Here is a 20743-nt window from a genome sequence, read left to right as displayed (position 1 = left end):
GTTTTTACTGGAAACACGATTCTAAAGAAAATTTCATCATGTTTAGCTCCTACGGCTGATCATGTGGACTCAACAGACCCCGCTGTAAGACACATACCCGGCAATAGAATTCAGTACGCAGAAATAATTGATCAGGCCAGCGGACCGTTGAGCAGCGGGACAAAACGCACGGCGCCGAGCACATGCCGGGAAAAGCCCTCTTCCTCGCGAATGATCAACATTAATTGTTGCACTTCGCCGGAGCCCACCGGAATCACCAGGCGCCCGCCGGGAGCCAGTTGATCGAGCAAGGCCTGGGGCACGTCGGTCGCCACCGCGGTGACGATAATGCCGTTGTATGGCGCCAGTGCCGGCCAGCCTTCCCAGCCATCACCCCAACGGAACACCACGTTGCGCAGGTTCAACTCCACCAGGCGTTCCTTGGCCCGGTCTTGCAACACCTTGATGCGCTCCACGGAAAACACCCGCTCCACCAGCTGCGACAACACGGCCGTCTGGTAGCCGGAGCCGGTGCCGATTTCCAGCACCTTGTCCAGCGGGCCCGCCGCCAGCAGCAACTCACTCATCCGCGCCACCATATAGGGCTGGGAGATGGTCTGGTTGTGGCCGATGGGCAAGGCTGTGTCTTCATAGGCGCGGTGCGCCAGGGCTTCATCGACAAACAGATGCCGCGGGGTACGCCGGATGACTTCCAGCACCTGGGCATTGGACAGCCCTTCTTCATACAGGCGCTGGATCAATCGCTCGCGGGTGCGCTGGGAGGTCATCCCGATGCCCCGGCGCAGCAGGTCGTCTTGTTCACGAGCCATCAGCGCAGCCCCTCCAGCCAGCCATCGAGGCTACTGAAGGCATCACTGAAGGTGCGATCGAGTTGCAACGGGGTAATCGAGACATAACCTTGCATCACCGCATGAAAGTCCGTGCCCTCGCCACCGTCCTCGGCATCGCCGGCAGCGGCAATCCAGTACCCTTCCCTGCCACGCGGGTCGACCACCTTCAGCGGCGCTGCCGCACGGGCACGGTGGCCGAGGCGGGTCAGCTGGATACCGCGAATGTGGTCCAGGGGCAGATTGGGAATATTGACGTTGAGCACCGTGCGCGGCGGCAGGACCAGGGTGTCATGGGCCTCCACCAGCTTGCGGGCGAAATACGCCGCAGTCGCCAGGTTGTCCAATTGACGGGACGCAAACGAAAAAGCGAACGAGGTCCGACCGAGGAAGCGCCCTTCAAGGGCTGCCGCCACCGTACCGGAATACAGCACGTCGTCACCCAGGTTGGCGCCCAGGTTGATCCCGGAAACCACCAGGTCCGGCTCGCGGTCCAGCAGGCTGTTGATCGCCAGGTGCACGCAGTCGGTCGGCGTGCCATTCACGCTGATAAAGCCGTTGGGCAACGTCTGTGTATGCAACGGACGGTCGAGCGTCAGCGAGCTGCTGGCGCCGCTTTTGTCCTGGTCCGGGGCAACCACCACGCACTCGGCGTAATCCGCCAGCGCAGCATGAAGCGCGGCAAGGCCGGGTGCAGTGACCCCGTCGTCGTTAGATATCAGAATACGCATGGGCTGTCCGTCTGCCCCACCGGCACCAGATCTACAAGCTCGCGCACCAAGACAGTGGCGAAGCATCCAGCCGGCAGGACGAATTCCAATTGCAGAATGTCAGGTTCGGGATAATGCCACGTCAACCCGCCAATGGGCAGTCGAAGAATGCGACGTTCCTGGCTCATGCCGGCATTCACCAGCCAATCCCGCAGTTCGGCTTCACCGTCGGCAATCGCCTGTTCCAGCGCGAAGGTTGCTCCCGCCGCCGGCGAATCACCTTCGCCCCACTGCGGGCCGGTGGGATGCAGATCGAGGATTGCCAGGCGCGGGTCGCTGCATTCAGCCTCCCCCGCCGGGAAAAAGCTGCGGCTGTCGGTAAACGCCAGCAAGTCACCGACCTGGGCGCGCTGCCAGGAACCGTCGGCCACCCGCGCCGCCAGCACTTTATTGAACAGGAAGCTGCGGGCCGTCGAGAGCAGGCGCGAACGCACATTGCGCTGCTCCGGCAAGGCCTTGCGCGCCGCCCAGTCACGGGCATCGACGACGTTGCCGCCGTTATGGCCGAAACGCTGGGCGCCGAAATAGTTGGGAATGCCTTGCCGGGCGATCAGTTGCAGGCGGGCGTCGATGGCCGCCGCATCCCCGGCAAACTGGGTCAGGCGCAAGGTAAAGCCGTTGGCCGAATGCGCGCCGCGCTGCAGCTTGCGCTTGTGACGGCCGGTCTTGAGGATCTTCAGGGTGTCGTTTTCAGCCGCGCTCAGGTCCGGGTCCGCCTTGCCCGGCAACTGCACGCTGAACCACTGGCGTGTCAGCGCCTGGCGGTCCTTGAGCCCGGCGTAGCTGACGGTACGCAACGGCACGCCCGCCGCCTTGGCAATCCGCCGCGCCGCCTCTTCGGTATTCAGGCCGCGCTTTTCCACCCACAACCACAGGTGTTCACCCTCGCCGGTCAGCGGGATATCCAGCACTTCATCCACCTGGAAGTCTTCAGCGGTGGCCTTTAGAACAGCGCTGCCCAAGGCCTCGCCATAGGCACGCGGGCCCAGCAGTTGCAGATCATTCATGCGCGCAGCAACAAGGCAACGGAGTGCACGGCAATGCCCTCTTCGCGACCGGTAAACCCGAGCTTTTCGGTGGTGGTGGCTTTTACGTTCACTTGATCCAACTCAACTTGAAGATCCGCGGCAATCAGCGCGCGCATCGTTTCGATATGCGGGGCCATCTTGGGCGCCTGGGCGACGATGGTGTTGTCGACGTTGCCGACCTTCCAGCCCTTGGCATGGATCAAGCCGACCACGTGACGCAACAGCACACGGCTGTCCGCGCCCTTGAAGGTCGGGTCGGTGTCCGGAAAGTGCTTGCCGATGTCGCCCAACGCAGCTGCGCCGAGCAAGGCATCGCTCAAGGCATGCAGCACCACGTCGCCGTCGGAATGAGCCAGCAACCCGTGGTGGTGCGCGATCCGCACGCCGCCCAGGGTGATGAAATCGCCTTCGGCGAAACGGTGCACATCATAGCCGTGGCCAATACGCATAAAAAAACGCCCCGATTTAATTCAGGGCGTGATTCTACCTACTTTTGCCTCACATTAACCGAGCAAAGCGCGCGCGTGATGGCGTAAATGGTCTTCGATGAAGCTGGCGATAAAGAAGTAGCTGTGGTCATAGCCCGGTTGCAGGCGCAGCTCCAGCGGATGGTTCGCCGCCCTGGCCGCTTGTTGCAACGCTTCAGGCTTGAGCTGCACCGCGAGGAAATCGTCGCGGTCGCCCTGGTCCACCAGCAATGGCAGCTTTTCCGAGGCTTCGCTGATCAACACGCAGGCATCCCATTCGCGCCATTTCGAGCGCTCTTCGCCGAGGTAGCGGGAGAATGCCTTCTGGCCCCACGGGCAATCCATCGGGTTGTTGATCGGCGAGAACGCCGACACCGACTGATAACGCCCCGGGTTGCGCAAGGCACACACCAGCGCGCCGTGGCCGCCCATGGAGTGGCCGCTGATCCCGCGTTTGGCCGACGCCGGGAAATGCGCCTCGACCAATGCAGGCAACTCCTGCACCACGTAGTCATGCATCCGATAGTGCTGGGCCCAGGGCTCCTGGGTGGCGTTCAGGTAGAAACCGGCGCCCAGGCCAAAGTCCCAGGCGTTGTCCGGATCACCCGGCACACCGGGGCCGCGCGGGCTGGTGTCCGGCGCAACAATGATCAACCCCAGCTCGGCTGCCATGCGTTGCGCGCCGGCCTTCTGCATGAAGTTCTCATCGGTGCAGGTCAGGCCCGATAGCCAGTACAGCACCGGCAATTTGCCGCCCTGCTCCGCTTGCGGCGGCAGGTACACGGCGAAGGTCATGTCGCAACCCAGCACGTCGGAATGATGCTTGTAGCGTTTATGCCAGCCGCCGAAGCTTTTCTGGCACGACAGGTTTTCCAGACTCATGGCCGACCTCAGAAGTGAATGACGGTGCGGATGCTCTTGCCTTCATGCATCAGGTCAAACGCCTTGTTGATATCTTCCAGGCCCATAGTGTGGGTGATGAACGTATCCAGCGGGATTTCACCGGTCTGGGCCATTTCCACATAGCTTGGCAACTCGCTGCGACCGCGCACGCCGCCGAACGCCGAACCGCGCCAGACGCGGCCGGTGACCAGTTGGAACGGACGGGTCGCGATTTCCTGGCCGGCACCGGCCACACCGATGATCACCGACTCGCCCCACCCCTTGTGGCAGCACTCAAGGGCCGCACGCATCAGCTGGACATTGCCGATGCACTCGAAGGAAAAGTCGACGCCGCCATCGGTCAAATCGACGATCACGTCCTGGATCGGGCGGTCGTAGTCTTTCGGGTTGATGCAGTCGGTGGCACCCAGCTGCCTGGCGATTTCAAACTTGGCCGGGTTGATGTCGATGGCAATGATGCGGCCGGCCTTGGCTTTCACCGCGCCGATCACCGCCGACAGGCCGATGCCGCCCAGGCCGAAGATGGCCACGGTGTCGCCTGGCTTGACCTTGGCGGTGTTGATCACTGCACCGATACCGGTGGTGACGCCACAGCCCAGCAGGCAGACTTTTTCCAGCGGCGCTTCTTTGGGAATCTTCGCTACGGAGATTTCCGGCAGCACGGTGTATTCGGAGAAGGTCGAAGTGCCCATGTAGTGGAAAATCGGCTGGCCCTTGTAGGAAAAGCGCGAAGTACCGTCGGGCATCAGGCCTTTGCCCTGGGTGGCGCGAATCGCCTGGCAGAGGTTGGTCTTGCCCGACAGGCAGAATTTGCACTTGCCGCATTCCGGGGTGTACAGCGGGATCACGTGGTCGCCCACCGCCACCGAGGTCACGCCTTCGCCGATGGCTTCAACCACGGCGCCGCCTTCGTGGCCGAGGATCGACGGGAAAATGCCTTCCGGGTCCGCGCCCGACAGGGTGTAGGCATCGGTATGGCACACACCGGACGCCACCACCCGCAACAGCACCTCGCCCGCCTTGGGCATGGCCACATCCACTTCAACGATCTCGAGGGGTTTCTTGGCTTCGAAGGCTACGGCCGCGCGGGACTTGATCATCCGGTTTCTCCATCGGGTTAAAAACGTAAGGCCGGCAGTGTAAAACATGCTCATCTGATTAATAATCCAGACAAAAGCAAAACATTATTGCCGTACAGGGACAATCAGCATGCTGGAAAACCGCTGGGAGGGCATCGACGAGTTCGTCGCCGTGGCCGAATGCAGCCAATTCACCGCGGCCGCCGAGCGCCTGGGCGTGTCGTCGTCCCATATCAGCCGCCAGGTCGCGCGACTGGAAGAGCGCCTGCAAACACGCTTGCTGTATCGCAGCACGCGCAAGGTGACACTGACCGAAGCCGGCCAGACCTTCCTGCAACATTGCCAGCGATTGCAGGACGGTCGCGAAGAAGCCTTGCGCGCCGTGGGCGACCTGGCCAGCGAGCCCAAGGGAATGTTGCGCATGACCTGCGCAGTGGCTTACGGCGAGCGTTTTATCGTGCCGCTGGTGACGCGGTTCATGGCGCTTTATCCGCAATTGCGCGTGGACGTGGAATTGACCAACCGCCAGCTGGACCTGGTGCACGAAGGCCTGGACCTGGCGATTCGCCTCGGGCGCCTGGCGGATTCGCGCATGGTTGCCAGCCGCCTCGCGCCGCGGCGTATGTACCTGTGCGCGTCACCGTCCTACCTGGCCAGGTACGGGCGGCCACATAGCTTGTCGGAGTTAAGCCGGCATAACTGCCTGATCGGCAGCTCGGATATTTGGCAACTGGCCCAGGACGGGCGCGAATTTTCCCAGCGGGTACAGGGAAACTGGCGCTGCAACAGCGGGCAAGCGGTGCTGGATGCGGCCCTGCAAGGTGTCGGTCTTTGCCAGTTGCCGGACTATTACGTGCTGGAGCATTTGCACAGCGGCGCACTGGTGTCGTTACTCGAAGCCCATCAACCGCCCAACACCGCGGTTTGGGCGCTGTACCCACAACAACGCCACCTTTCGCCCAAGGTGCGAAAACTGGTGGACTTTCTCAAGGAGGGCCTGGGCAACCATCCCGTCTACCTGCGATAGACAGCTACCGCCCATGCAGCGCCTGAGTGCCGGTAAATAGCCTTTTTTACTGCGTAACCAGGCACCCCCATGATAACCAACGGCCCGCAACTCCAGCGCATCAGTCATTTCGTTCGCAAGGTCCTGGCGGATTTCCCCGTACCTTCGCAAATCGCCGCCCAGTTGATCCGCGAGCGGGTACAGCCCCTCAGCCAGGTCGAGTTCGACCCGGATACCACCCTCCTCGCCACCCTCGAATACAACACCGACAATCCCAATGCGGCCTTCACCGCCGTGGTGATCCAGTCGATGTCGCTGACCGAGGCCATGATCTGCAATGCGCCCCAGCCCCCGGGCGGCATGCTCAATACCACCGGGTTTTCCACCACTGCACCTTATTTCAATATTGTCAGCGAGCTGCCGCGCTTGATGGATAACCGGATTCCGGCAATGTTCAACGAAGAGTTCATCGTCTCGGGCTGGATCCCGCCAAGGCGTTATGAGGCGCTGTATCTGCAAAGCCAGCCCCAGGTTTACGACCCGAGCACGCAGCTGCAGATTTCACCAAAAACCTTCAGGCTCATCGTTAACTCAAGCCATTTCGAACAAACCTACGACGAGGCGATCGGCAAGTTCTGGAACAACCACCGGGAAAACTACAACACCCTGATGCGCATCGCGTTCACCAAAGCCTATCTGGAACAGTTCCATGAGTTCACCCTGACCGTGGCAGAGAGACAGCTGGCGGCACGGGCGGCGGGAATCGGCATGGACAAGAACCACGACAACCTCACCCTGGAGGATTTCCAGGAGCCCTATCGCCTCGACCCAAACCTGTCCCTGCGGCTATTGCGCGTTCACAACAGCGAATCCACCGACATCCTGACCATCACCGATAACCAAAGCCAGGTGACCCTGCTCTATATCCCGGGCAACTCCTCGCCCTTCCATGGGTTCAATAACCCGGCAGACATGCGCAGTTGGCTGGTGGAAACGGCAAGGGACGCCACTCAACGCAAGGCGCTGACCCAACACTTCGACGAGGACGCCATCGACTCCGGCCTGATCTACAGCGGCGTGGAGGAGGCACTGGTGGGGATGGCGGTGTTTCCGAAGCCGGCAACCTCCCCGGGTTTGTTCAACAGCCTGCGGGCCGATAACTACTGGGATCCCGAGCAGTACATCAATAACCCGATGTATCCGGCACTGGGCAGTAACCCGTTTGAGTTCATCGCCCGGCAGATCAGGGTACGCCTTGCAAAAGTAGCGGCGCGAAGCTTTATTTCGCCCCTGGATACGCTCAAGGCCGACACCCTGGATGCCCTGGAAAAAGCCTGCATCCTGGCGGTTCCCGTAGCACTGGCCATGGGCAACGCACTACTGGCGGAATTTTGCTTCCTGACCTCCGGCGCGACTGAAATGGTGGTGGGTGCCGACGACATGCTGCGCGGCAAACCCCACGCGAAGGAGCGCATTGTATTCGGCGCCCTTAACGCGCTGCCGGTGGTCGCCCATGGCGTGTCCAAGGGGCTCAAGGGCCTCGAAAGCCTGCGCCCCACCCTGGGCCCGGCAGTACGCCAGGATGCGGGCCGGATCAGCGTCAGCGCCATCAACGAAACCTCCATGGCGGCCAACACCGAGACGCGCACCCTGAGCCCACGGATGACTCCCGGCGGCCTGCAGACCATCCGGATTCACGGCGACCTGTACCTGACCTACAAGACCCCCAATGAATCAGGCTTCTTCGAACTGTTCGTAATGGCTCCCAACGCGCCAAACACGCTGCAATCCACCGGCCTGTATGCCATCCAGAGCGCCGACCTGAAGTGGCGCACGGCCGGGCTGGCCGGCGGAGGCGCATTTCGCAATGCCTGGCAAAGGGTCTACACGCTGTTCGGCGGCCCGCAACACTCGACGTTCTACAGTGCCTACGAGATGCCACCCCCCGCACGCGAGACCGTTTCGGAGATGCTCACCGACACCAGTTCGTTTTCGGAAAACCTTGAACCCGTGGGCAGCGGTGCCCAGCCGGTGAAAGACACCCGCAAGTTGTTTTTCGAGAAAAGAACCAAGCTGTCTGAAGATGCCACGATATTCTTTGCCAACTTGTCGTTTTCACCGATGCGGCCGGTGCTTCCAAGGCTCAGCCTGAATGAATCGCAGCCGACCATCATTCAAAAACTGCTGCACGCCAGCGACGGCCTGGTGATCGGCGAAAGCCATGGAGCCCTGTCGAGCAAGGCGTTCCTGATCAACAACATGCCGCTGTTGGCCAGCGAGGGGGTCAAACGCCTCTATTTCGAGCATCTGCTGACGGATGTACACATGCCCTTGCTCAAGGCGTTCTACCGTACCCGAAGCGCGGTGATGCCCGAGGAACTCAAGGGCTTCCTCAACAACATCTACCCGCCGTTGCGCGACCGGCACTACTCGTTCGTCAACATCGTCATCGCAGCCCGTGACGCCGGGATCAAAATCCAGCCGATCGACTGCACTGTCAGCTACATGCTGCGCGACCTGCCCGACACCGCCGACAACTTGCGCCAGCGCATGATGAACTACTACGCCACCGAGGTGATTCAATGGATCCAGACCACCAAGCCGCGCCCGGGAAAATGGGTCGCACTGGTGGGTGACAGCCATACCAATACCTACAAAGGGATTCCGGGGATCGCCGAACTCACCGGCAGCATCGGCCTGCGGATCGAGGATGCAGCGGCTGGCGGGCACCTCGGCGTCGAAGTGGACACGGGACGCACCGCCAGCCTGGGCATCGGCAAGGGTGAGGGAACGGTCAAGGCCAACCTGGTCCTGCGGGTGGACCGCGCCAGCTTGCAACGCCCGGCGCAACCGGCGCCCGCCCCCTCCCAGCCCCAGGCCAGGACGCCACAGACGCTGCTGACCAAGCCAGGCCAGTTCATGCTGACCCCGGCCACCGTCACGACACCGGCACACCTTCACTACCGTTCACGGCGAGGCGACGTACGCCATTTCAGGATCGATCAACAGGGCGGCCGATACGCCATCAGCGCGCCCGGTTGGGCCGTGGACGGCAAACCGTTCGACAGCATTCAGGCACTGGTGGATGAGTTCAAGACCCCGGCCGGGGTTGAACAGATGACGGTGTGAGCGTCAGGAAGACTGGAAAGTCCGACGCTGGCGCAGCCATTCAAGGTCTTCCGGGCGCGTGACCTTGAGGTTGTCGGAACGGCCTTCGATCAGGCGAGGCGCATGCCCGGCCCATTCCATGGCCGAGGCTTCGTCGGTGATGACCACGTCCGAGACCAGGCTGTCGGCCAAGGCCCGGTGCAGCGCGCCAAGGTGGAACATCTGCGGGGTGTAGGCCTGCCAGATCGGCGTGCGATCAACCGTTTCCAACACACGCCCGTGTTTGTCGGCGCGCTTGAGGGTGTCCCGCGCCGGCACGGCCAGCAGCCCACCCACGCTGTCGTCGGCCAGTTCAAAGAGCAACTTGTCCAGGTCATCGCGGCTGAGGTTCGGCCGGGCGGCGTCATGCACCAGCACCCAATCGTCATCGCTCGCGCCCTGGCCGTGCAGGTAAAGCAAGGCATTGAGGACCGAACCCGAGCGCTCTTCGCCGCCGTCAACGCGCACAATGCGTGGGTCGGTGGCGCAAGCCAGGGTCGGCCAGTAAGGGTCATCCATCGCAACGCTGACCACCAGCCCCTTGAGGCCCGGATGATCGAGGAAACAGCCAAGGCTGTGTTCGAGAATAGTGCGCCCACCCAATTGCAAGTACTGCTTGGGACGGTCCGCAGCCATACGGGCCCCCACGCCCGCGGCAGGAATCACGGCCCAGAAGGCCGGTGACGAAATGCTCATTGGGCCAACTGGTAGAGGGTTTCGCCCTCCTTGACCATGCCCAACTCATGGCGAGCCCGCTCTTCAACGGTCTCCATGCCTTTCTTCAATTCAAGTACTTCGGCATCGAGCACGCGATTGCGCTCCAGCAACACCTCGTTTTCGGCGTGCTGTGCGGCAATTTGCTGGGTCAGTTCGGTGACCTGCGCCAAGCTGCCATTCCCCACCCAAAGGCGGTACTGCAGGCCAGCCAGCAGCAAGAGCAAGACGAGGAACAACCAATTGGGACTGCGCATCGAATATCGGGTATCCAGTGAAAAAAGACAGCCATGCAAAACTTTTGCAGCAACTGATAGCACGAAGCCTGGAAAAACCAGGCTTGTGCTTGTTAGTCATGAGATTAGCGCCGAAATTCACGCTGCCGTGATTTTTCCGACGTAATCCGCTGACCTTTTACCATTTAACAATCAGCCGCGAAACTCGCTGCGACCGTTGTACTTGGCTTTGCCGCCCAGTTGCTCTTCGATACGCAGCAATTGGTTGTACTTGGAAACGCGATCGGAACGGCACAGGGAACCGGTCTTGATCTGCCCAGCCGAAGTGCCCACGGCCAGGTCGGCAATGGTCGAGTCTTCGGTTTCGCCGGAACGGTGGGAGATCACGGCGGTGTAGCCCGCAGCCTTGGCCATCTGGATGGCTTCCAGGGTTTCTGTCAGGGTGCCGATCTGGTTGAACTTGATCAGGATCGAGTTGGCGATCTTTTTGTCGATGCCTTCTTTCAGGATCTTGGTGTTGGTCACGAACAGGTCGTCGCCCACCAGCTGGATCTTCTCGCCGATCTTGTCGGTCAACACTTTCCAGCCAGCCCAGTCGGACTCGTCCAGGCCGTCTTCGATCGAGATGATCGGGTAGCGCTCGGTCAGGCCCTTGAGGTAGTCAGCAAAACCTTCCGAGGTGAACACGTGGCCTTCGCCGGACAGGTTGTACTTGCCGTCTTCGTAGAATTCGCTGGCCGCGCAGTCCAGGGCCAGGGTCACGTCGGTGCCCAGCTTGTAGCCAGCGTTGGCCACGGCTTCGGAGATCACTTTCAGTGCGTCTTCGTTGGACGCCAGGTTCGGCGCGAAACCACCTTCGTCACCCACTGCAGTGCTCAGGCCACGGGCCTTCAGCACAGCCTTGAGGTGATGGAAAATCTCGGTGCCCATGCGCAGGCCTTCGGAGAAGGTCTTGGCGCCAACCGGCTGCACCATGAATTCCTGGATGTCGACGTTGTTATCAGCGTGCTCGCCACCGTTGATGATGTTCATCATCGGAACCGGCATCGAGTAGACACCCGGAGTGCCGTTCAGGTTGGCGATGTGGGCGTACAGCGGCAGGTCCTGGTCCTGTGCAGCGGCCTTGGCAGCGGCCAGGGACACGGCGAGGATGGCGTTGGCGCCCAGGCTGCCTTTGTTTTCGGTACCGTCGAGCTTGATCATCGCGTGATCGAGGGCTTTCTGGTCAAGTGGATCCTTGCCCAGCAGCAGGTCGCGGATCGGGCCATTGATGTTGGCCACCGCCTTGAGTACACCCTTGCCCAGGTAACGGCTCTTGTCGCCATCACGCAGTTCCAGTGCTTCGCGGGAACCTGTGGAAGCACCGGACGGCGCGCAGGCGCTGCCGATGATGCCGTTATCGAGAAGCACGTCGGCTTCGACGGTAGGGTTGCCACGGGAGTCGAGAACTTCACGACCTTTGATGTCGACGATTTTTGCCATTGTTGTAAACACTCCAAAGTTGACGAAAACGACGCAGCTGAAGGAAATCTTTTGACCGACCGCAAGGGTGGAACAACGGGCAGGCTTGCAGGCGACAAGGCTCAGGCCTGCGGGCCTGAGCGTAAAGCGAGGGAAAGTCTACCGGAGAAATGGCGCTTACGCGGTCTCTACCGTCGGAAAACTCTTGACCAGGTCGTCCAACTGCTTCAACTGGGCCAGGAATGGCTCCAGCTTGTCCAGGCGCAGGGCGCATGGGCCGTCGCACTTGGCGTTGTCCGGGTCCGGGTGGGCTTCCAGGAACAAACCTGCCAGGGACTGGCTGATGCCGGCCTTGGCCAGGTCCAGTACCTGGGCACGGCGCCCGCCAGCGGAATCGGCGCGACCACCGGGCATTTGCAGCGCGTGGGTCACGTCGAAGAACACTGGGTATTCGAACTGTTTCATGATGCCGAAACCGAGCATGTCCACCACGAGGTTGTTGTAGCCGAAGCTCGAACCACGCTCGCAGAGGATCAACTGGTCGTTACCCGCTTCCACGCACTTGTTCAGGATATGTTTCATTTCCTGAGGCGCGAGGAACTGGGCTTTCTTGATATTGATCACAGCGCCGGTCTTGGCCATCGCGACCACGAGGTCGGTCTGGCGCGACAGGAAGGCCGGCAACTGGATGATGTCGCACACCTCGGCAACCACGGCAGCCTGCTCAGGCTCGTGGACGTCGGTGATGATCGGCACGCCGAAGGCTTGCTTGATGTCCTGGAAGATCCGCATGCCTTCTTCAAGGCCCGGGCCGCGGTAGGAGGTCACGGACGAACGGTTGGCCTTGTCGAAGCTGGCCTTGAATACGTAGGGGATACCGAGTTTCTCGGTCACCTTCACGTACTCTTCACAGACCTGCATCGCCATGTCGCGGCTTTCCAGCACGTTCATGCCGCCGAACAGCACCATGGGCTTGTCGTTGGCAATCTCGATGTCGCCTACGCGAATGATCTTCTGGGCCATCAGGTTTACGCCTTCTTCTGATGTTGCGTCAGTGCTGCTTTAACGAAGCCGCTGAACAACGGGTGACCGTCGCGCGGGGTCGAGGTGAACTCCGGGTGGAACTGGCAAGCCACGAACCATGGATGATCCGGTGCTTCAACCACTTCAACCAGCGCGCCATCACCGGAACGACCGGAGATTTTCAGGCCGGCTTCCATGATTTTCGGCAGCAGGTTGTTGTTCACTTCGTAGCGGTGACGGTGACGCTCGACAATCACGTCCTTGCCGTAGCAATCGTGAACCAGGGACCCCGGCTCCAGCAGGCAATCCTGCGCGCCGAGGCGCATGGTGCCGCCCAGGTCGGAGGCTTCGGTACGGGTTTCGACGGCGCCGGTGGCATCTTCCCACTCGGTGATCAGGCCCACGACCGGATGGCCGCTGGTGCGATCGAACTCGGTGGAGTTGGCGTCTTTCCAGCCCATTACGTTACGGGCGAACTCGATGACCGCCACTTGCATGCCCAGGCAGATACCCAGGTACGGCACCTTGTTCTCACGAGCGTACTGGACGGCAGTGATCTTGCCTTCCACGCCACGCAGACCGAAGCCGCCCGGAACCAGGATGGCATCAACGCCTTCCAGCAGCGCGGTGCCCTGGTTCTCGATGTCTTCGGAGTCGATGTAGCGCAGGTTGACCTTGGTACGGTTGCTGATGCCCGCGTGGCTCATCGCCTCGATCAGCGACTTGTAGGCGTCCAGCAGCTCCATGTACTTGCCGACCATGGCGATGGTGACTTCATGCTCAGGGTTGAGCTTGGCGTCGACCACGGCTTCCCACTCGGACAGATCGGCGCCGCCACATTGCAGGCCGAAGCGCTCGACGACAAAATCATCCAGGCCCTGGGAATGCAGGATGCCCGGGATCTTGTAGATGGTGTCGGCGTCTTCCAGGGCGATTACCGCACGTTCTTCAACGTTGGTGAACTGGGCGATCTTGCGACGGGACGCGATGTCGATCGCGTGGTCGGAGCGGCACACCAGCACGTCCGGCTGCAGGCCGATGGAACGCAGTTCCTTGACCGAGTGCTGGGTAGGCTTGGTTTTGGTTTCGCCGGCGGTGGCGATGTACGGCACCAGCGTCAGGTGCATCAGCATCGCGCGCTTGGCGCCGACTTCGAAACGCAACTGGCGGATGGCTTCGAGGAACGGCTGGGATTCGATGTCACCCACGGTGCCACCGATCTCGACCATTGCCACGTCGGCATCGCCTGCACCCTTGATGATGCGGCGCTTGATTTCGTCGGTGATGTGCGGGATCACCTGGATGGTTGCACCCAGGTAGTCACCACGGCGCTCCTTGCGCAGCACGTGCTCGTAGACACGGCCGGTGGTGAAGTTGTTGTTCTGGGTCATGGTCGTGCGGATGAACCGCTCGTAGTGGCCCAGGTCCAGGTCGGTCTCGGCGCCGTCGTGGGTGACGAACACCTCACCGTGCTGGAACGGGCTCATGGTGCCCGGGTCAACGTTGATGTACGGGTCCAGCTTGAGCATGGTGACCTTAAGTCCCCGCGCCTCCAGGATGGCCGCCAATGAAGCGGAGGCAATGCCTTTCCCCAATGAAGAAACAACACCGCCCGTGACGAATATGTAGCGCGTCATGAAAAACCCTAGAAGTCTGCGTTAAAGCGGTCCGAGCCGCCGGGGAAAGCGAAGGAAGGCCGAAGCCCCCGATCACCTGCATTAATCACAGTGCACCTTTCAAAAAAACCGCCGCGTTGTGACAGACCAGCAATGAAACACCGGTACGTTGATCGCTACACATTTTTTGGAATCGCCCAGCAAAGACTGCTTGGTAATCGGCAACTGCTGCGATTCAGGCGAATCCACAGAAGTTGTATCAAGAAGGGAGCGTAGTCTACCGGAAAGGCTCTATCAGCTCAAACCTTGATCGCAGGTTGGTGGCATCCAATGTAATTGCCAGCCGGTACCGCCACCCGCCGCAAGCCCCGGCAGGTTGGCCACAGCCAGCAATTGCTGGCCCTGATACAGCAGCGGCAATCTGCCACGGATGAAACCTGGCACCGCACTTTCGTTAAGCAAGCGCTTCAGGTCGCGCCGGCCCCGGCCTGGCAATTCCATGATTTCACCGCCCTGGCGATAACGGATGCTCAGGGGGCCTTCGGGTGCACTGCCGCTGAAGCGCACTTGGCCGTTACCGGGTAACTGTAGTGGGTTTTGCGGGTGCGGCCAGCTCACCGATGCGTCAGAAAATTCCGACCAACTGGCAGGTAACCACCAGATAAGCCCACCACAACGGTGCAATTGACCGTCGGCCAGGCGCCACAGTGGCTGTGCATCGTGTTTGGCGTCGCGCAAGGTCGCCCAGCCGGTCCAGTGGTCGCTGTCGGGCAAGCGTGTCAACGGTGTCAGCCAGTGCCTAAGTGCGTTGCGCTGGCGGGCATCGGAGAGCGCGGCAAGCGGTTCAAGGGTCAGCGAAGGCAATGCCAGCCAGGGAAACACCGGGTGCTGGCTGGCGGCCAGCAGGTCCATCTGCGCCAGTTCGTCGAGCAGCCCCTGGGCTTCGCTCAAATGTTCAGCGCCACGGGCCATGGTGCTGACGGCCTGGGGCCACCGCTCGGTCAACTGCGGGAAAACATGGTGGCGCAGGTAATTGCGGGAGAAACGCGGATCAGCGTTCGACGGGTCTTCGATCCAGGTCAATTGATGTTCACGGGCGTAGGCTTCAAGCTCGGCGCGAGACACATCCAGCAAGGGTCGCACCAGATAGCCATCTGCCAAAGGGCGCTGCGCGGGCATTGCCGCCAGGCCACGCACGCCAGCCCCACGCAACAGCCGAAACAGTAAGGTTTCTGCCTGATCGTCACGGTGCTGGCCCGTGACCAGCAACTCCCCTGCCCCGGTGACCTCGGCAAACGCCTGATACCGCGCGTCACGGGCCGCGCGCTCCAGGCTTGCACCTTGTTGCACTTGCACGCGGATCACCCGCAGAGGCACGCACAATGCGTCGCACACGGACTGGCAATGGGCCGGCCACGCATCCGCCGCAGCTTGCAGCCCATGATGAACATGAATAGCGCTGAGTGGCGGAAGCTTGTCGGTTTTGGCCAGAGTGGCCAGGAGGTGCAGCAAGACGGTGGAGTCGAGGCCGCCGGAGAAGGCGATGTGCCAGGCCGGGGCGTTGCGCCAGGGGGCGAGGATTTGCAGGAGCTTGGCGGTTAAGGTGGGCTTCATAGCAAAGTACGCCATCAAACTGGAATGCGGTAACCAGCATACACAAGGCAAATGTGGGAGCGGGCTTGCTCGCGAATGCAGTGTGTCAGTCGCCAACTATCTTGACTGAATCACCGCCTTCGCGAGCAAGCCCGCTCCCACACAAGCCAGCTCCCGCATTTAGTAACGCGTCGGCTTAGAGACCGTAGCTCATCAGGCGCTCGTAACGACGGGCCAGCAGCGCCTCGTTGTCGAACTTCTTGAGCATCGCCAGCTGCGAGCTGAGTTCGGCACGAATGGTCGCGGCAGCGGCAGCCGGGTCACGGTGGGCGCCGCCCAATGGCTCGGCGATCACTTTATCCACGATACCCAGGCCTTTCAGGCGATCGGCAGTGATGCCCATGGCTTCCGCGGCATCCGGTGCCTTCTCGGCGGTTTTCCACAGGATCGAGGCGCAACCTTCCGGCGAGATCACCGCGTAGGTGGAATATTGCAGCATGTTCAGCTGGTCGCAGACGCCAATCGCCAATGCGCCGCCGGAACCGCCTTCGCCGATCACGGTAGCGATGATTGGCGTCTTCAGGCGAGCCATCACCCGCAGGTTCCAGGCAATCGCTTCGCTCTGGTTGCGCTCTTCAGCGTCGATACCCGGGTAGGCGCCCGGGGTGTCGATGAAGGTCAGGATCGGCATCTTGAAGCGCTCGGCCATTTCCATCAGGCGACAGGCCTTGCGGTAGCCTTCAGGGCGCGGCATGCCGAAGTTGCGGCGGACTTTCTCGCGCACTTCACGGCCTTTCTGGTGACCGATGACCATCACTGGCTGGTCGTCCAGGCGAGCGATACCGCCCACGATGGCGGCGTCGTCGGAGAAGTGACGGTCGCCGTGCAGCTCATCGAACTCGGTAAAGATATGGTCGATGTAGTCCAGGGTGTACGGACGGCGCGGGTGGCGGGCCAGGCGCGCGATCTGCCAGCTGGTCAGCTTGCCGAAGATGTCTTCGGTAAGCGTGCTGCTCTTGTCTTGCAGGCGAGCGATTTCATCGCCGATATTCAGCGAATTGTCATTGCCGACCAGGCGCAGCTCTTCGATCTTGGCTTGCAGGTCAGCGATCGGCTGTTCGAAATCAAGAAAATTCGGGTTCATAAGCGTCCGTCTTGGGTCGACGGCCAAGGAGTGCCTGGCCAGCCGGTTGTCTATTCGCGCCCTACCTTAAGGGAGAGGCGCGGTTAGGTCGAGATTAAATGTTCGGTCGAGATCAGGCGTTCTTTGTACTGCCTGACCGTCAACGGTATTGGAGGAAGACGTTGTCACGCCCGAACTGGTCACGCAATGCTTGAATCAAGCCATCGGCGGGGTCAATTCGCCACGTCTCACCAAACTGCAACATCGCCTTGGCGTCGTTGCCGGTGTACTCCATGGTCACCGGGCAGGCGCCACGGTGGCGTTTAAGCAAGTCACCCAACCAGCGTAGCTGATCACCTTTGAGCGCATCGGTCTTGACCTTCAGGCGCAGGCTTTCGGCCAGGTTGGTACGAGCATCTTCCATGCTCATCACGCGCTTGATCCGCAGGCGCAGGCCGCCGGAGAAGTCGTCGTTGCTGACCTCCCCTTCCACCACCACCATCGCGTCGGTCTGCAACAGCGACTGGGCGGAATGGAAGGCATCGGCAAACAGCGAGGCTTCGATCCGGCCCGAGCGGTCGTCGAGGGTGATGAAACCCATCTTGTCGCCCTTTTTATTCTTCATCACCCGCAGCGCGATGATCATGCCTGCGACGGTCTGGGTATCCCGCGCCGGCTTCAGGTCGATGATGCGCTGGCGGGCGAAACGCCGGATTTCACGTTCATATTCGTCAATCGGGTGACCGGTGAGGTACAGGCCCAGGGTGTCTTTCTCACCCTTGAGGCGCTCCTTGAGGGTCAGGTCCTTGGCCTTGCGATGGTTGGCGTAGACGTCGGCATCTTCTTCGACGAACAGCCCGCCAAACAGGTCGGCGTGGCCGCTGTCGTGGGTGCGTGCGGTCTGCTCGGCGGCCTTGATCGCTTCTTCCATGGCGGTCAGCAATACCGCGCGGTTGCGGTCGATATTGGCCTGGTACGCCTTCGGCTCATCGTGGAAGTACGGGCCCAGGCGATCCAGGGCGCCGCTGCGGATCAAGCCATCCAGAGTACGTTTGTTGATGCGCTTGAGGTCGACCCGGGCGCAGAAATCGAACAGGTCCTTGAACGGCCCGTCCTGACGCGCTTCGGTAATCGCCTCCACCGGGCCTTCGCCCACGCCCTTGATCGCGCCGAGGCCATAGATGATGCGGCCTTCGTCGTTCACCGTGAACTTGAACTCGGAAGTGTTCACGTCCGGCGCGTCGAGGCGCAGCTTCATGGTGCGCACTTCCTCGATCAAGGTCACGACCTTGTCGGTGTTGTGCATATCCGCAGACAGTACCGCCGCCATGAACGGCGCCGGGTAGTGAGCCTTCAGCCACGCAGTCTGGTAAGACACCAGGCCATAGGCGGCAGAGTGGGATTTGTTGAAGCCGTAACCGGCGAACTTTTCCACCAGGTCGAAGATGTTACCGGCCAGGTCGGCATCGATGTTGTTGGTGGCGCAACCTTCAATGAAGCCACCGCGCTGCTTGGCCATTTCCTCGGGCTTTTTCTTACCCATGGCTCGACGCAGCATGTCCGCGCCGCCGAGGGTATAGCCGGCCATGACCTGGGCAATCTGCATCACCTGTTCTTGATACAGGATGATGCCGTAGGTCGGTGCCAGTACCGGCTTGAGACCTTCGTACTGGTAGTCGGAGTGCGGGTAAGCCAGCTCGGCACGCCCGTGCTTACGGTTGATGAAGTCATCCACCATGCCCGATTGCAGCGGGCCCGGACGGAACAGGGCCACCAGTGCGATCAAGTCTTCCAGGCAGTCGGGCTTGAGCTTTTTGATCAGCTCTTTCATGCCGCGGGATTCAAGCTGGAACACGGCCGTGGTTTCGGCTTTTTGCAGCAGGCTGTAGGTCGGCTTGTCATCCAGCGGGATAAACGCGATATCCAGCGGTGGCTCATTGACCTTGGCGCGGTCGCGGTTGATGGTCTTCAGCGCCCAGTCGATGATCGTCAGGGTACGCAGGCCGAGGAAGTCGAACTTCACCAGGCCGGCCGCCTCCACGTCGTCCTTGTCGAACTGGGTTACCAGGCCGTCGCCTTCTTCGTCGCAATAGATCGGCGAAAAGTCGGTCAGCTTGGTAGGCGCGATTACTACACCACCGGCGTGTTTACCGACGTTACGCACCACGCCTTCGAGCTTGCGCGCCATGTCCCAGATTTCAGCCGCTTCTTCATCGACCTTGATGAAGTCCCGCAGGATTTCTTCCTGCTCGTAGGCTTTTTCCAGGGTCATGCCGACTTCAAACGGAATCATCTTCGACAGGCGGTCAGCCAGGCCGTAGGACTTGCCCTGTACCCGGGCCACGTCGCGAATTACCGCTTTCGCCGCCATGGAACCGAAGGTGATGATCTGGCTTACCGCGTTACGGCCGTATTTCTCGGCCACGTACTCAATAACTCGGTCGCGACCATCCATGCAGAAGTCGACGTCGAAGTCGGGCATCGATACCCGTTCCGGGTTAAGGAAACGTTCGAACAGCAGGTCGTATTCCAGCGGGTCGAGGTCGGTGATCTTCTGCACATAGGCCACCAGCGACCCGGCACCCGATCCACGGCCAGGCCCCACCGGCACGCCGTTGCTTTTGGCCCACTGGATAAAGTCCATTACGATCAGGAAGTAACCGGGGAACCCCATCTGGATAATGATATCCAGCTCGAAATTCAGGCGGTCGACGTAGACCTGGCGCTTGGCTTCATAATCTTCAGTGGTGTCCTTGGGCAGCAGGACGCTCAGGCGTTCCTCCAAACCGTCGAACGAGACCTTGCGGAAATACTCGTCGATGGTCATGCCATCGGGAATCGGGAAGTTGGGCAGGAAGTGCTTGCCCAGCTTCACTTCAATATTGCAGCGCTTGGCAATTTCGACGGAGTTTTCCAGGGCCTCGGGCAGGTCACTGAACAGCTCGGCCATTTCATCGGCGCTTTTGAGGTACTGCTCTTCGCTGTAGTTTTTCGAGCGGCGCGGATCGTCCAGCGCCCGGCCTTCGCCGATGCATACGCGGGTTTCGTGGGCCTCGAAGTCTTCCTTCTTGATAAAGCGCACATCGTTGGTCGCGACCAGCGGCGCGCCAAGCTTTTCAGCCAGGGCCACAGCGGCGTGCAACTGCTCTTCATCGTTGGGGCGGTTGGTGCGCTGGATTTCCAGGTAGAAACGGTTGGGGAACACCTCCATCCACTCACGGGCGAGCACTTCAGCCTCATGAGGATTGCCGCCCAACAGCGCGATACCGATTTCACCCTCTTTGGCCGCCGAGAGCATGATCAGCCCTTCGCTGGCTTCGGCCACCCACTCGCGCTCGATGATGATCGAGCCATTGCGCTGGCCATCGATAAAGCCACGGGAAATCAGTTCGGTGAGGTTGCGATAACCCACGCCGTTCATCGCCAACAGGCTGATGCGGCTCAGTGGGTTATCCGGGTCCTTGTTCGACAGCCACAGGTCGGCACCGCAGATCGGCTTGATGCCGGCGCCCATGGTGGCCTTGTAGAACTTGACCAGGGAACACATGTTGTTCTGGTCGGTCACCGCCACGGCAGGCATGTTCATGCCCACCAGCGTTTTGACCAGGGGTTTGATCCGTACCAGGCCGTCGACCAGGGAGTATTCAGTGTGCAGGCGCAGGTGAACGAATGAAGCCGGCATAGTGATCCTGTACAAAACGTGGAGACAACAAGGCCCGGATTGTACCGGGCCTTGGCAAAAACATCAGC

General features: G+C 60.9%; 16 protein-coding genes. 2 read left to right on the top strand and 14 right to left on the bottom strand.

All coding sequences use genetic code 11. The features are described 5' to 3' along the window. Nucleotides 1-131: 131 nt before the first annotated feature. The 6 genes from HX869_RS17070 to HX869_RS17045 are packed head-to-tail and all read right to left on the bottom strand — an operon-like array spanning nucleotide 132 to nucleotide 5095. A complete protein-coding gene (locus HX869_RS17070) occupies nucleotides 132-767 on the bottom strand; it encodes a protein-L-isoaspartate(D-aspartate) O-methyltransferase (protein ID WP_010176736.1) in 636 nt (211 codons plus the stop codon). Nucleotides 768-808: 41 nt separating this feature from the next. Next, on the bottom strand, nucleotides 809-1558 hold the full coding sequence (surE, locus tag HX869_RS17065) for a 5'/3'-nucleotidase SurE (protein WP_003219278.1): 750 nt from the start codon (nucleotides 1556-1558) through the stop codon (nucleotides 809-811). Beyond that, entirely contained in the window at nucleotides 1546-2604 is a 1059-nt protein-coding gene (truD, locus tag HX869_RS17060; RefSeq protein ID WP_003219280.1) for a tRNA pseudouridine(13) synthase TruD, read from the bottom strand. Before truD ends, surE begins: the two co-directional genes overlap by 13 nt. Further along, complete coding sequence (gene ispF, locus HX869_RS17055; protein ID WP_003219282.1) at nucleotides 2601-3074, bottom strand: 2-C-methyl-D-erythritol 2,4-cyclodiphosphate synthase; 474 nt, start codon at nucleotides 3072-3074, stop codon at nucleotides 2601-2603. Before ispF ends, truD begins: the two co-directional genes overlap by 4 nt. Nucleotides 3075-3128: 54 nt before the next feature. Continuing rightward, entirely contained in the window at nucleotides 3129-3974 is an 846-nt protein-coding gene (gene fghA / locus HX869_RS17050) for an S-formylglutathione hydrolase (RefSeq protein WP_003219284.1), read from the bottom strand. Nucleotides 3975-3982: 8 nt separating this feature from the next. Beyond that, a complete protein-coding gene (locus tag HX869_RS17045; protein ID WP_003219285.1) occupies nucleotides 3983-5095 on the bottom strand; it encodes an S-(hydroxymethyl)glutathione dehydrogenase/class III alcohol dehydrogenase in 1113 nt (370 codons plus the stop codon). 109 nt (nucleotides 5096-5204) lie between these two features. Between HX869_RS17045 and HX869_RS17040 the strand changes: the two genes are divergently transcribed. Both HX869_RS17040 and HX869_RS17035 read left to right on the top strand, forming a co-directional pair. Next, nucleotides 5205-6101: a LysR substrate-binding domain-containing protein gene (locus HX869_RS17040; RefSeq protein ID WP_003219287.1), complete on the top strand. Its 897-nt coding sequence runs from the start codon at nucleotides 5205-5207 to the stop codon at nucleotides 6099-6101. Nucleotides 6102-6170: 69 nt separating this feature from the next. After that, the gene (locus tag HX869_RS17035) at nucleotides 6171-9209 is read left to right on the top strand and encodes a dermonecrotic toxin domain-containing protein (protein ID WP_178903382.1); all 3039 of its coding nucleotides are present in this window, start codon (nucleotides 6171-6173) and stop codon (nucleotides 9207-9209) included. Nucleotides 9210-9212: 3 nt separating this feature from the next. Here HX869_RS17035 and ispD read toward each other — a convergent pair whose 3' ends face one another. From ispD to dnaE, 8 genes are all read right to left on the bottom strand, one after another. Next, nucleotides 9213-9923, bottom strand: a complete 711-nt coding sequence (ispD, locus tag HX869_RS17030) for a 2-C-methyl-D-erythritol 4-phosphate cytidylyltransferase (RefSeq protein WP_003219291.1) — start codon at nucleotides 9921-9923, stop codon at nucleotides 9213-9215. Then, nucleotides 9920-10198: a cell division protein FtsB gene (gene ftsB, locus HX869_RS17025; RefSeq protein ID WP_003219292.1), complete on the bottom strand. Its 279-nt coding sequence runs from the start codon at nucleotides 10196-10198 to the stop codon at nucleotides 9920-9922. Before ftsB ends, ispD begins: the two co-directional genes overlap by 4 nt. 171 nt (nucleotides 10199-10369) lie before the next feature. After that, entirely contained in the window at nucleotides 10370-11659 is a 1290-nt protein-coding gene (gene eno / locus HX869_RS17020; RefSeq protein WP_003219294.1) for a phosphopyruvate hydratase, read from the bottom strand. Nucleotides 11660-11815: 156 nt separating this feature from the next. Continuing rightward, entirely contained in the window at nucleotides 11816-12661 is an 846-nt protein-coding gene (kdsA, locus tag HX869_RS17015) for a 3-deoxy-8-phosphooctulonate synthase (protein WP_003219295.1), read from the bottom strand. Nucleotides 12662-12666: 5 nt separating this feature from the next. Beyond that, nucleotides 12667-14298 carry a CTP synthase gene (locus HX869_RS17010; RefSeq protein ID WP_003219298.1) on the bottom strand — a complete coding sequence of 544 codons (1632 nt, stop codon included), beginning with the start codon at nucleotides 14296-14298 and terminating at the stop codon, nucleotides 12667-12669. A 273-nt stretch (nucleotides 14299-14571) separates the two neighbouring features. Continuing rightward, a complete protein-coding gene (gene tilS / locus HX869_RS17005) occupies nucleotides 14572-15891 on the bottom strand; it encodes a tRNA lysidine(34) synthetase TilS (protein WP_178903381.1) in 1320 nt (439 codons plus the stop codon). A gap of 175 nt (nucleotides 15892-16066) precedes the next feature. Then, entirely contained in the window at nucleotides 16067-17014 is a 948-nt protein-coding gene (locus tag HX869_RS17000) for an acetyl-CoA carboxylase carboxyltransferase subunit alpha (RefSeq protein WP_003219302.1), read from the bottom strand. A 139-nt stretch (nucleotides 17015-17153) separates the two neighbouring features. Next, a complete protein-coding gene (dnaE, locus tag HX869_RS16995; protein ID WP_178903380.1) occupies nucleotides 17154-20675 on the bottom strand; it encodes a DNA polymerase III subunit alpha in 3522 nt (1173 codons plus the stop codon). Nucleotides 20676-20743: the final 68 nt, after the last annotated feature.

This window comes from Pseudomonas sp. P7779, assembly GCF_013386315.1.
Lineage (GTDB): Bacteria > Pseudomonadota > Gammaproteobacteria > Pseudomonadales > Pseudomonadaceae > Aquipseudomonas.
This window is presented reverse-complemented; position numbering and strand designations above follow the sequence as displayed.